The organism is Rhizobium sp. RSm-3 (assembly GCF_001854685.1).
Taxonomy (GTDB): Bacteria; Pseudomonadota; Alphaproteobacteria; order Rhizobiales; family Rhizobiaceae; genus Rhizobium; species Rhizobium ecuadorense.
This window is the reverse complement of the sequence record NZ_MAWZ01000060.1, coordinates 104,035-117,206: the sequence shown is the minus strand read 5'-3', so window position 1 is coordinate 117,206 and position 13,172 is coordinate 104,035. Positions and strand designations below refer to the sequence as shown.

The window sequence follows — 13,172 nt, the reverse complement described above, 5'->3', positions numbered from 1 at the left end:
GTGCCTTTTATGCGGCGCGGGTTGGGCGATCGAAGATGCGGCGCCCGAAGAGGCTTGCCGTCAGTTCCACCAGGACGCGGGCGCTCTTGCCGCGATCGTCGAGAAACGGATTGAGTTCGACGAGATCGAGCGACGAAACGAGGCCGCTGTCGGACAGCATTTCCATTACCAGATGCGCCTCGCGGAAGGTTGCGCCGCCAGGCACCGTGGTGCCGACGCCGGGGGCAATGTCGGGATCGAGGAAATCGAGGTCGAGGCTGACATGCAGCAGGCCGTTGGCCTTGGCGACGGCATCGAGGATCTCACGCATGATGGCGCCGATGCCCTGCTCGTCGATCGCGCGCATATCGAAGACGTTGACGCCGTGTTCGTGGATTTCCTCGCGCTCGCGCGCATCGACCGAACGGATGCCGACCTGAAAGACATGTTTCGGGTCGACGAAGGGGCGGTCTTTCGGCAGGATCTCGGCGAACTCCGCCTCGCCGCAGAAGAAGGCGACGGGCATGCCGTGGATATTGCCGGAGGGCGAGGTGGCGGGAGAGTTGAAATCGGCATGGGCATCGAGCCACAGCACGAAAAGCGGCCGGCCTTTGCCGGCGGCATATCGGGCCATGCCGGAGACGCTGCCCATGGACAGGCTGTGGTCGCCACCGAGAATCAGCGGGAAACGGCCGGAAGCGGCGACGTCATAGACGCTGCTTTCGAGCGCACGGGTGAAGGCGCCGACAATCCTGAGATTATGGGCCTTCGGATGATGCGGCAGGTCCATCGCCGGCACGATCCTGAGATCGCCGAGATCGGCGACGTCATGGCCAAGCTCGATCAGCGTCTGGTCGACGCCGGCGATACGCAGCGCCGCGGGGCCCATGGCAGCGCCCCTGCGGCCGGAGCCTTCTTCCAGCGGCGCGCCGATGAGGGTGACAGATCGCGATTGGGCATTCATTCGGGGGCTCCGCGGTTAGGCCTGTTTCGGCCGATAGTGGGATAAAGGGCTGACGGCAAAAAGATGGAAAAGTGTCAGAAATGGATTATGATTGCGCAAATTGATAAACCTATTTTGACAAAGTGATCATCGTGGACGATCTCGATACCGAGCTTCTCAGTGCACTTCGCCATAATGCCCGGATTTCCGTCTCCTCGCTTGCGGCGATCACCGGCGCCTCGCGGGCAACGGTTGCCGCGCGGATCGACAGGCTGGTCGCCGCCGGCACCATCGTCGGCTTCACCATCCGCACCGGTCATGAAACGCGATCGGCCGGCGTGCGTGCCATCGTCATGATCGAGGTGCTCGGCAAACTCGCCGACAGGGTGGCCGATCAGCTGCGCGGCCTGCCGCAGGTCCGCGCCCTTCACAGCACCAACGGCAAATGGGATTTCGTCGCCGAACTCGAGGATCGCGATCTTGCCTCCTTCGACGAGACGCTGCGCCGCATCCGGCTGATCAACGGGATCAATTCTACGGAGAGCAATATTCTGCTGAAGACCAGCAAGACGGGTTTTTAGCGTATTGTCATGCGGCACCCTGGCCTGTGAAATCGGCGAGCCTGCCCCTCATCCGCCTGCCGGCACCGACCGGGGTCGAGCCACGGGTCTCGACCCCGGTTGGGTTAGGGTGAGGGGCATCTTCGGGGGGAATCGGACAGCCGTCCGCCGTATCTCTCTTGAACTAAGCCGGCTCAATATTCCCGTTCGTAGACGATGCCCGCTTCGCCGGCACCATTGCCGCCGGCAGCACCGCGCAGCTTGACGCCGCGGCCGACGTCGAGGTTGATGATCGCCTTGGCGCCGGCCGCGCCGCCCTGCTGCAATTCGAAATAGGTGCGGTCGTTGAGGTAGCGGCCGACGCTGACGCTGGTCTGGCCCTTGGAATCGGTGCTGATGTCGAGATCGTCGACGCCGAGCTGGTTGCGCAGGCCTTCGAAAAGCGAGGTCGAGCGGTTGCCGGCCAGCTGGCTGACGGCGTCGGCGAGCTGGGCGATCTGCACCGGCGAGAGTTTTGACATCGACTGGCCGAAGATCAGCTGCGCCAGCACCTCATCCTGTGGCAGCTGCGGCGAGGAGGAGAAGGTGATTGCCGGGTCCGTGGCGAGGCCCGCGACATCGACGGTCAGCGTCGTCGAGCCGGAGGTCGAGGTCGCCTCCATATCGAGCGCCGGCGTCAGGTCGCCGGCAAAGGTGATCCGGCTCTTGTCGGTGAAATCCAGGCGGCGGTTGAGAATGGTCAATCGGCCGCGGCGCATGGTGAAGCCGCCGGTCACGATCGGCGCTGCCGCCGTTCCGCGGATCGTCACCTTGCCGCCAAGCTCGGCATCGATGCCGCGGCCGCGTGCGAAGATGTGCGAGGGCGCGTCGATTTCCAGATCGAGGGTGATCGTGGAGGATTTCTCGGCGGGTTTCTGCTCGCCGTCGTCGCGCAGCTGCGCGAGCACCGCGCGCGGCGCATTCTTATGGCGGATGTCTATTTCCCTGAGCGAGGTCGGCAATTTTTCCGGGACGGTGATCGAGGTCTTGTCCAGCCGAAGTTTGCCGCTCAGCGTCGAATTCATGATCGGCCCACGCAGGCCGAGCGTGCCGTTGACGGTGGAGACGACGAGGGTTCCATCGACATAGACCGCTTTATCCAGCTTGATCGAAATATCGGCGGGAAAACCGCCGGCCGGCTGGATGCCGATCGTGCCGCTTGCCGAAATCGTGCCGCCGCCGCCGAGATTGCCGTTGAGGCGGGAGATGACGGCCTGGCTGCCGTTGAAGCTCACGGTTGCCGCCAGATTGTTGACGGCGAGATTGCGGCGGACGTCGACGAGCTTTGCGCCTGAGGTCGTGACGGTGCCGTTGATGACCGGTGCTGCGGCCGTTCCGCCGATCTCCAGGTTGACGGTGGCGACGCCGTCGGCGACGAGGCCCTGCTGTGCCAGCGGCGCGCCGAGCACGGCGAAAGGCAGGTTGCCGTTGAAGCGCATGTCGAGGGCGCGATTGCCTGTGATCACCACGCTGCCGCCGCCCTTCAGCGACATGCCGGCGTCGCCGGCAAGGCTGGTGTCGACCGTCAGCCGGTTGCCGGCAAGTTTGCCCGATGCGCCGATAGTGAACGGCGAAAGGCCGGCGCCTTTTGTCTGGCTCGTCGCCGCGTTCTTCCAGTCGACCTTGAAATCGACCGAGGGCGACGATAGCGCGCCGGTGGCCTTTGCGGTCGCGGTGACCGCGCCTTCGGCGCCAAGACCGGGCACAAAGCCGTTGGCGATGCCGGCCGGGACATTGGTCGCATCCGCCGTGACATCGACCGCGCGGATCGAGGTGCCGGCGATCGAAAGATTGCCGGCGGCCTTCAGCGCTATGCCGCCGCTGCCGCTGAGACTGGCATCGAAATCGAGCCGGTCACCGGCATATTTTCCCGTCGCCGCCAGTGCCAGGCGGGAGAGGCCGGCAGCCTTGGTGTGGCTGGTCGCGGCATCCTTCCAGTCGAGTTTGAAATCGACGATCGGATTGGCTGGCGTTCCCGACGTGACGGCGTTGGCCGAAAGCATGCCTTCGGCACCGAGACCGGGCACGAAGGCATTGGCGATATTGGCCGGCAGAGCGGGAATATCGGCATTGATCGAAAGATCGCGGATGGCCGTTCCGGCAATGGTGACGCCGCCGGTGGCCTTGGCCAGCACCCCGTCCTTGCCGGCAAGGTTGGCATCGAAGTCGACCCTGTCATTGGCGTATTTTCCGGAGGCGGCGGCACTCAGGCCGGAAAGGCCGCTGCTTCTGGTCTGAGCCGTGGCGGCGTTTTTCCAATCGAGCTTGAAATCGACGGCGGGTTTGGGCAGGGCGCCGGAGGCGGATGCCGTTCCCGACACCGTGCCCTCGGCGGCAAGGCCGGGGACGAAGCCGTTGGCCAGGGCTGCCGGCAGGTTGGCAAGATCGGCCTTGACGTCAAGGTTGCGGACCGACGTGCCTGATGTGGCGACATTGCCCTTGGCTTTCAGCGAGAGGCCGTCCTTGCCGGCGAGATCGGCATCGAAATCGAGCCGGTTGTCGGCGAAATGACCCGATGCGGCAAGCGCCAGTCCCGAGACGCGAGCGCTTCTGGTGTGGCTGGTCGCGGCATCGGTCCAGGCGAGCTTGAAGTCGGCATTCGGTGCGGCGGGTGTGCCGGCGGCCGACAGCGTGCCCGATATCGTGCCGCCGGCCGCCAGATCCGGAACGAAGGCATTTGCGAGGCTGGCCGGAATCCTGGCGATCTCGGCATCGACCTTGATGGTTTCGACCGTCGTGCCGGCGAGGACGACATTGCCGGTGCTCTTCAGCGAGAGGCCTTCGCCGCCGCTGGCGGCGGCGGTGAACTCGAGCTTGTTGTCGGCAAATTTTCCCGATGTGGTCAGGCCGAGAGCGGCAAGGCCGGCCCGCTTGGTATGGCTGGTCGCAGCACCTTTCCAAACAAGGTCGAAATTGGCGGTCGGAGCGGCAAGCGAGCCTGCGGCCGAGACCGTGCCGGAGATTGCGCCTTCGGCGGCGAGATCGGCGACGAAGCTGTTTGCGATGCCCGCCGGGATATTGCTGAGCGTTGCATCGACCTTGACGTTGCCGACCGTCGTGCCGGTGACGGCGACATTGCCGTTTGCTTTCAGCGAGAGGCGGTCGGCGCCCGATATCGCCGTGTCGAAATCGAGCTTGCTGTCGGCGAATTTACCGGATGCCTTCACCGCGAGGTCCGCAAGGCCGGCACGCTTGGTGTGGCTCGTCGCAGCACCCTTCCAATCGAGATCGAAATCGGCGATCGGCGCGGAGAGGGGTCCAGTCGCCGAGAGTTTGCCGGTTATCACGCCTTCGGCGGCAAGATCGGGAACGAAACCATTGGCGATGCGGGCGGGCAGGTTGAGGATATCGGCGTCGATATCCAGGACCGGTGTCTTCGGATCGGTGAGCAGGACATTGCCGGCGGCTTTGAGCGACAGGCCGTCACCACCTGATATCGTCGTGTCGAAATCGAGCCTGTTGTCGGCGAATTTTCCGCCGGCGGTGATGCCGAGCGGTGCGACCCCGGCGCCCTTGGTCTGGCCCGTCGTCGCATCCTTCCAGTCGAGCTTGAAATCGGCGACGGGTGCGGCTGGCGTTCCCGTCACCGCAATCCTTCCGGAGATCGTGCCGCCGGCCGAAAGGTTCGGCACGAAACCATTGGCGAGTGCTGCCGGCAATTCGCGGATATCGGCATCGAGTTTCAGCGTCTCGCCGGCCGATCCGGTGACGCTCACCGAGCCGGTTCCGGTTTTCAGCGTCAGCCCCGTCAGGCTGGCGGTGCCGCCAGCGATTTTGACCTGCGTCGGGGCGGCAAGCTCGACCGGGATATTGCGGGGGCTTGCGGAGAAACGATCGAGGTTGAGGTCGATCGCGCCGCCCGCCATCTCGATATTGCCGGCGGCCAGCACCGGATTGCCGTCATAGGCGGCATTGAGATCGAAGTCGGTCTGGTTCTGCTGCCTGGCAAAACCGAGTGAAAGGCCGGCAAGCCTGTTCGCTCCCGCATTCAGTTCCTCGGCCTTGACCGTGCCGTTTGCCGCAAGGGTGGAGAGGTCGCTGACTGTGACGTCGATATCCGGCTTGACGATCGCAAGCGTATCGCGGCGGATCGAAGCACCGGTTGCACGCAGCTTGAGCGCGATCTTTCCATTGTCGCTCACGATGCCGAGCGAGCCTTTGAGATCGCCTTCGGCCTTCTGCCCGCCGAGTGCCGCTAGCAGGCCGATATTGGGGAAATCGAAGGCGAGCGCGCCGGTCGGCTCCAGGGCGGGGGAGAATTCCAGATTGCCGGTCAGCCGGTTGCCGCCGATATCGGCCGTCAGCGCCGGAATACGCATCCTGCCGTCCGCAGAGCTTATGTCGCCATTGATGCTTATCGGCTGGCCGTCGATCGCGCCGGTGGCGGCGATCCTGCCTTGCGGCGCCTTGGGGTCGGCGACACCCGACAGGTCGATATTGAGATTGCCGAGCGTGCGGTCGGCCATTTCAAGGCTGGGGGCCTTGAGATTGACCGTCACCGAGAGTGCCGGCAGCTCGCCGCCCACTCTCAACGCATAACCCGCCCCGCCGCTGGCGCCGTTCACGAGTTTGCCGATGTCGGGCAGCCGGCCGGAGAGATCGGCATTCACCTTCGAGCCGTCGAGCGCGACGTTGCCGGCGGCCTCAAGCGTGCCGGAGGTCAAGACGAGGTTGGACAGTGCGAGTTTCGACGGGATGGTGCCGACCAGCTGGCTTTCGAGCGCGATCGGTCCGTCGAACCTGCCCGAGACCGCAACCGGCAGGGCTGCCGGAGCGACGGTGAGCTTGACGTTGCCGGTCAGCGCCTGGTCGGCCAGCCGGTAGGAACCATTGAGGCTGCCGTTGATATTGGCGCTTTCGACGGTGGTGCCGTTGAAGCCGATGCTGCCGGGCGTGATCTGCAGAGGCGAGGCGATCGTGACCGGGCCCTGGACGGCGCGATTGAGGTTCGGCTCCGCAAATGTCATGTCGCCGGCAACCAGGCGCAGCTGGACGCTGCCGGAACGGGCGGCGAGATTGAAGGCATCGCTCTTTGCCGTCAGCTTGACATTGCCGATATCAGCCTGCGGCAGGGTCGCAGTGTCGAGCGAGCCGCTGACGTTCAGTCGGGCTGCCTGCGCATCGCCCGTCAGCGCCAGGTTGAGACCTGAAATCAGGAATCGCGCTTCGCCTTCGGCGAGCGGCCAGCGGAAGTCGACAGGCCCCGACGTGCCGAGCAGGTTGGCGTTCAGGCTGTTGTTGCCGGCCGGATCGAGGGTGCCGGAGGCGGCGATGACGACGCTGCCGGTGGCGATATTGCCGGTCTGGATATCGATCTTGCCGCGGTTGTCGAAGGTGGTGGCAAGATCGATATTGGTCTGGCCTGAAAAAAGCGGCCGGAATGCCGAGGGAAGCAGCGAGCTCAGGTCGCCGCCACCCTTGAGGTCGAGGTGGTGCAGTCCGTCCGCGCCGATCTGATGCCGGGCCTCGATTGCGGCGCGTTGCTGCCCGTCGAGAGCGGCCTGCACTTTGCCTCTCCAGTCGGATATCGGCCCCTGGCCGTCGACATCGATGTTGACGGCGGGGCTGTCCGGCAGGCCGAGAAAGCCCGCCAGCAGCCCGCCCTTCGGTTCGGCAAGCTGCGCCTTCAGCTGCAGCCGGTTTTCGGCCGGCGCATAGGCGATGTCGGCGGCGAGCCGCGCATCCGGGACGGCGTGGCGGCTGACATTGACGATTGCCTCGCCGCCATCGCGGTTGGCCGACAGGCTACCTTCGGCGGCGAGCGCAAAGGCGCGCCCGGCAAAGGGTTCGGACAGTTTGATGTCGGGCAGCGCGACGCGGTCGATATCGACCTTGATCGGAAGGCTGAAGCCGCCGGTATTTTCCGCGCCGGGCCGCGAGGGCAGGGTACGCACCGGCTTGCGCAGCACGTCGATCGCTTCGATCTCGAAGCGTTTGGCGTGGAAGGTTCCGGTCAGCAGCGCCAGCGGGTTCCAGTCGATGGCGATGCCATGGATTTCGGCAAAGACGCCTCTGGTGTCGGAGATCGAGATCTCGGCGGCGCGAAGTCCGCCGGTCAAAAGACCCTGCGGTTCACGCACCGTGATCGTCATGTCGCGGTTGGACAGCGTCGAGGCTATTTTTTCGGTGACGATGCGGGCGCCAAAGGCGGTGAAGCCGAAGATCGCCAGTGCCAGGACGGCAAGAATCAACGTGACGCCCACGCCATAGGCGGTGAGCCGCAGGATCCAGTTGACGATTTTTGCCAGCATTTGCATCGGCGCGGACACTACCCCGTTTTCACGATGGTTCACAAATCGACATCGGCCCTTCTAGAGCATGATGCCGAAAAGTGTGAGCGGTTTTCTTATGACATCATGCTCTAACTCTTTAATGTAGAACAGGATTCAGATTTTAGGCCGACCGGGCCTAAAATCATCCTGTTCTAGAAGGATTGGCCGATGCCGGCGTAGATTCCATAATCTGTGCCATCTTCGTACTTGTTCAGCGGCATGGCAAAATCAAGCCGCAGCGGGCCGAAAGGTGTGGCATATCGTATTCCGGCGCCGGCGCCTGCGCGGATATCGGAAAAACCGGGAAAGGTGCTGTCCGATACGGTGCCGACATCGAGGAAGGGCACGATGCCGATCGTGTCGGTGATCTTGATGCGGGCCTCCAGCGAAGCGGTGACATAGGAGCGGCCGCCTGTGGGGTCGCCATTGTCGTTATAGGGCGAGATTTCCTGATAGCTGTATCCGCGCACCGAGCCGCCGCCGCCGGCAAAGAAGCGCTGCGTGGCCGGAATGTTCTCGATGCCGTCGCCGCCGATCAGCACACCGGCGGCGACCTTGCCGGCCAGCACCAGGCGATCCTCGGCGCCGAAGGGCAGATAGCCGGAGATCGAGCCCTGGAAGGCCGCATAGGGCGTGGCATTGAAGATCTCGTAGCCGGGCTTGGCCGAAAATGTTGCGCGATAGCCCTCGGTCGGGTTGAACTTGTCGTCGCGGGCGTCGCGGTCATATTGCAGCGGCAGGGTGAAGGTCAGGTAGTCGTTGGTGCCGAAGGCGTCGTCGTCGCGCTCCCAGCTGACCTCGCCGCTCGCCGAGACGGTGTCCCGGTCGGTCAGCTCGTAGGAGAGGCCAAGCGAGGCGGTGACGAGCGTCGCATTATAGGCATCCGGATTTTCGGTCTTGGCGACGATGCCGGCCTTCAGCGTGGCGGCGGGGAAGAAGGCGCCGGGCTTGGTGAAGAGGATGCCGGCGGAATAGTCGAGGCTGCCGACATCGGTGGTTTCGCCAAGCCGCGACACCGATCCCTCGATCCGCAGCGTTTCGGCCTCGCCGAACAGGTTGCGATGGCCCCAATAGCCCTGAACGCCGAAGCCGTCGGTGGTGGAATATTGGGCGCCGACGCCGAAATAGCGCCGCTTGCCTTCGGACACCTCGATCGTCATCGGCAGCGTACCGTCAGGCGCCAGCGCATCGGCTTCGTGGATCGTGACGCTCGAAAAGACGCCGAGGGCGCGAAGCCGCTCGCCGGCTTTCTTCAGCGCTTCCGGAGAGTAGGCTTCGCCCTTGTCGAGGCGGGAGTAACGCTGGATGAACCCCGGCTTGACGGTCTTTTCGCCGGTGACGCCGACATCGCCGATCGGGGCGACCGGGCCGCCTTCGGCCGCAAGGACGATATCGACGGTGTCGCTGTTGTGATCGGCGACGACCTTGCGTTCGGTCAGCTTGGCGAAGGGCCGGCCCTCGCTCTTCAGCTGCTCGACGATCTTATCGCCGGCCTTGATGATGACGAGTGAGCCGGCCTCGGCGCCCGGGGCCAGATCGTAATCGGCGGGATTGTGGTTTGCGGCATCGCCGCCGAACTGGACCTCCCTGACCTTGAAGACCGGGCCCGGCGCGATGTCGACGGTGACGGGGACCGGCCCGGACCGGTCGAAGGTCGGATTGGGCGGCAGGTCGTCGATATTCCTGCCGTCGATGCTGATGGTCACCACGCCGCCATAACGGGCTTTTTCATACAGAGTGGCGATCAGCCGCTCGCGGTCGTCACGCGCCTTGACGACGATGCCGAGATCGCCGGACACCGGCTGCTTCTGGTCGCCGAGGAGACGCGAACTGTTCTGCAGTGCTTCTTTCAGGTCGGGATCGGCGGTGTCGGCTTTGAGGTCGACGCTATAGCGCACCGGATCGGGCACCTGCTGCGTTTCGTCCTCATCCTTGCCGAAAATGGTGATGCCGAAAAGCTTGAAGGCGTAAGCCTCGCCGATCAGGACCGGTGAGAACGCAGCTGCCGCTGCGACCACCATCATGGTGCCTGTTCGCCGATACGCAGTACCTGTTTTCGGGCCTGTCCCTCTAATCCGCATACGCCGCTTTTGGTTCGGTCTACAATGAAGCTTCGTTGCCCAGCCGTGAACAGCTTAGCGGCAAAATCGCGCGGGGTGTACCATTTTAAATTGCCAACGCGCTATTTCAGCACAAAAAATCCCGGATGTGTGTCCGGGATTTCCTGTTTTTGCGATTTTGCAACCGCTCTCAGCGCGGGCAGCTGTCGATGTAGCGGCGGCCGTAGCGGTCGCGATAGTAGCACTGGCCGGGCTGTTCGGCGACGCTGCCGATAAGGGCGCCTGAGACACCGCCGATGGCGGCGCCGACCGCTGCGCCACGAACATTGCCGGTGACCGCGCCGCCGATGACGGCGCCTGAGGCCGCGCCGATACCGGCGCCCTGCTGGGTCGGCGTGCAGCTTGCGACCGACAGGCCGATCAATGCGAGTATGACAGCTTTTTTCATTTCTTTTCTCCTGGGTTGTCGCCCGATGGGCATAGGCCGTCCCTAGTCTTTTTTTGCCACGCTAGTGCGAAAACTATGTCGGAAGAAAGGGTTGTCCACCGTTGTCCGGATTTTTTTGCGATGGCGAGCCTGTCGCTGGCTGCCCGGTTCGGCGAATTTCCGTTGCGTTTCGCGCATCGATCGCATCGATCGCGGCGCGCAGATTTTTTATCTGGAATCATTCAAAAAACTGGGCCTTTTGCCGCAGTTGATGTTAAAGCAAAGGGTAAGCATTGACGCGCGGACGTCCGGTCGGCAAGAACGGCCGCGCGATACTGGAGCAGATGATGGATTTCGAAGCGTTTTTCAAAAACGAGCTGGACGGGCTTCATGCCGAGGGCCGTTACCGCGTTTTTGCCGATCTCGAGCGCCACCGCGGCAATTTCCCGCGCGCGACGCGCCATACGGCCGATGGCGAAAAGGAAGTCACGGTCTGGTGCTCCAACGACTATCTCGGCATGGGCCAGAACCCGAAGGTGATCGAGGCGATGAAAAACGCCATCGACCACTGTGGCGCGGGTGCGGGAGGCACCCGGAATATTTCTGGCACCAACCACTATCACGTCATGCTCGAACGGGAACTGGCCGATCTGCACGCTAAGGAGGCGGCGCTGATCTTCACCTCCGGCTATGTCTCCAACTGGGCAGCGCTCGGCACGCTCGGCGCCAGGATCCCCGGCCTGATCATCTTCTCCGACGCGCTGAACCATGCCTCGATGATCGAGGGCATCCGCCATGCCAAATGCGGCAAGGTGATCTGGAAGCACAATGACGTCGCCGATCTCGAAGCCAAGCTGGCGGCCGCCGATCCGAAGGCGCCGAAGCTGATCGCCTTCGAGAGCGTCTATTCGATGGATGGCGATATCGCCCCGATCAAGGAAATCTGCGACCTCGCCGACAAATACGGGGCGATGACCTATCTCGACGAAGTGCACGCGGTCGGCATGTACGGCCCGCGCGGCGGCGGCATTGCCGAGCGCGAGGGGCTGATGGACCGGCTGACGGTCATCGAAGGCACGCTCGGCAAGGCCTTCGGGGTGATGGGCGGCTATATCGCCGCGTCGGCTGCCCTTTGCGATTTCATCCGTTCCTTTGCCTCCGGCTTCATCTTCACCACGGCGCTGCCGCCGGCGCTCGCCGCCGGCGCCGTCGCCTCGATCCAGCACCTGAAGGTCAGCCAGTTCGAGCGCGCCCGCCATCAGGACCGGGTGCGCAAGCTGCGGGCGCTGCTCGATCAGAACGGCATTCCGCATGTGCCCAATCCGAGCCATATCGTGCCGGTGCTGGTCGGTGATGCCGCCAAGTGCAAGTGGATCTCCGACCTGCTGCTCGACAATTGCGGCGTCTACGTCCAGCCGATCAACTATCCCACCGTGCCGAAGAAGACCGAGCGGCTGCGCATCACGCCGACGCCGCTGCATTCGGACGCCGATATCGCCCATCTCGTCGAGGCGCTGCATTCACTCTGGTCGCGCTGCGCGCTGGCAAGGCACGTCGCCTGATCTTTCGATGACCGCGCCGTAATACGGGACCTCCATTGGAGGTCCTGACGGTGATAAGTGCGCCCCTCCGGGGCCGGCCAATCTTTCTTCCCTTCACCCAGATCATCGGCTCTGGCCCGACCGCGATGCAGACGATGCATCGCGACCGCTCGGCTCGTTGCCTCAGGTCTACGTGAGAAAACCTTTTCTCACTTGACACAACGGTTGGTAAAAGCTTTTCTCAAGTCACTTCAGAAGGAGGATGCTCTGAACCTAACGGGAGGAAAAAAAGGCAGGATCACCATCCATGAGGTGGCGGCGGCTGCCGCAGTGAGCATCTCGACAGCGTCGAAGGCACTCAACGACACCGGCCGGATGGGCGCGGAAACGCGCGAGCGGGTGAAGCGGATCGCCGGCGAAATCGGTTATCGGCCGAATGCGTTGGCAAGAGGCCTGCTCAGCAAGCGCAGCTTCACCATCGGGCTCTTGACCAACGACACTTACGGCCGGTTCACGCTGCCGGTGATGGCGGGTATCTCGGACGCGCTGGTCGATCATGGGGTTTCGGTTTTCCTGTGCGCCATCGAAGACGATCCGGCGCTCGCCCAGATCCATGTCGATGCGATGCTCGACAAGCAGGTTGACGGCATCATTGCCACGGGAAAGCGGCTGGACAGGCGTCTGCCGGTCGACCTGTCGAACTTGCATGTGCCCGTCGTCTACGCCTTCACCGAGGGGACGCAGAACAGCGTTACCTTCCGTTCGGACGACGAACAGGGTGCGAGACTGGCGGTGGAATGGCTCGCCGAAATCGGGCGGCGGCGGATCGCCCATATCACCGGGCCGGAGGATTTCTTTTCGGTGCGCGAACGTGCCGGCGCCTATCACGCGGTGGCCGGCCACCGCGAGCCGGTGCTTTACGGCGTCTGGTCGGAAAGCTGGGGCCATGAGGCGATCGAGCAACTCTGGAAAAGGCCGGGAGAAAAGCCCGACGCGCTGTTTTGCGGCAACGATCAGATCGCCCGCGGTGCCGCGGATGCCTTGCGCGAGCGCGGCGTCAAGGTGCCGCAGGATGTCTCGGTGATCGGCTTCGACAATTGGGAGATTGTCGCGGCCCAGACGCGGCCGCCGCTGACGACGGTGGATATGGAGCTGAAGGAGCTCGGGCGGCAGGCCGGATTGACGGTGCTGGCGCTTGCGGAAGGACGGCCTGTCGAGCCGGGAGTGAGGAAATTGCCGTGCCGGCTGATCGTCCGGCAGTCATGCGGGGGCAAAACCCCGAATGATCAAGGGAATGAGATCTAGGGAATGAGCAAAGGCGCAGGGAGATGCGCCATATCGGGAGGAGTGT

General features: G+C 63.7%; 8 protein-coding genes. 4 read left to right on the top strand and 4 right to left on the bottom strand.

The annotated features are described in order from the left end of the window. Positions 1-7: 7 nt before the first annotated feature. Positions 8-943 (bottom strand): arginase, encoded by a 936-nt coding sequence (rocF, locus tag BBJ66_RS32025; RefSeq protein WP_071093248.1) that lies wholly within the window; start codon positions 941-943, stop codon positions 8-10. A gap of 122 nt (positions 944-1,065) precedes the next feature. Between rocF and BBJ66_RS32020 the strand changes: the two genes are divergently transcribed. Next, complete coding sequence (locus BBJ66_RS32020) at positions 1,066-1,503, top strand: Lrp/AsnC family transcriptional regulator (protein WP_184340771.1); 438 nt, start codon at positions 1,066-1,068, stop codon at positions 1,501-1,503. A 173-nt stretch (positions 1,504-1,676) separates the two neighbouring features. Here BBJ66_RS32020 and BBJ66_RS32015 read toward each other — a convergent pair whose 3' ends face one another. The 3 genes from BBJ66_RS32015 to BBJ66_RS32005 all read right to left on the bottom strand — a co-directional run bounded on the left by BBJ66_RS32015 (position 1,677) and on the right by BBJ66_RS32005 (position 10,301). Continuing rightward, complete coding sequence (locus tag BBJ66_RS32015) at positions 1,677-7,778, bottom strand: translocation/assembly module TamB domain-containing protein (protein ID WP_071093246.1); 6,102 nt, start codon at positions 7,776-7,778, stop codon at positions 1,677-1,679. Positions 7,779-7,945: 167 nt separating this feature from the next. Further along, entirely contained in the window at positions 7,946-9,874 is a 1,929-nt protein-coding gene (locus BBJ66_RS32010; protein WP_190238065.1) for an autotransporter assembly complex protein TamA, read from the bottom strand. A 169-nt stretch (positions 9,875-10,043) separates the two neighbouring features. Then, entirely contained in the window at positions 10,044-10,301 is a 258-nt protein-coding gene (locus BBJ66_RS32005; protein WP_071093242.1) for a YMGG-like glycine zipper-containing protein, read from the bottom strand. 75 nt (positions 10,302-10,376) lie between these two features. Between BBJ66_RS32005 and BBJ66_RS34680 the strand changes: the two genes are divergently transcribed. The 3 genes from BBJ66_RS34680 (at position 10,377) to BBJ66_RS31995 (ending at position 13,126) form a co-directional block, all read left to right on the top strand. Further along, positions 10,377-10,577 (top strand): hypothetical protein, encoded by a 201-nt coding sequence (locus BBJ66_RS34680; RefSeq protein ID WP_128146154.1) that lies wholly within the window; start codon positions 10,377-10,379, stop codon positions 10,575-10,577. A gap of 50 nt (positions 10,578-10,627) precedes the next feature. Next, positions 10,628-11,842, top strand: a complete 1,215-nt coding sequence (gene hemA / locus BBJ66_RS32000; RefSeq protein ID WP_071093415.1) for a 5-aminolevulinate synthase — start codon at positions 10,628-10,630, stop codon at positions 11,840-11,842. A gap of 291 nt (positions 11,843-12,133) precedes the next feature. Next, positions 12,134-13,126, top strand: coding sequence for a LacI family DNA-binding transcriptional regulator (locus tag BBJ66_RS31995; protein ID WP_071093240.1), 993 nt, complete (start codon positions 12,134-12,136; stop codon positions 13,124-13,126). Positions 13,127-13,172 lie beyond the last annotated feature (46 nt).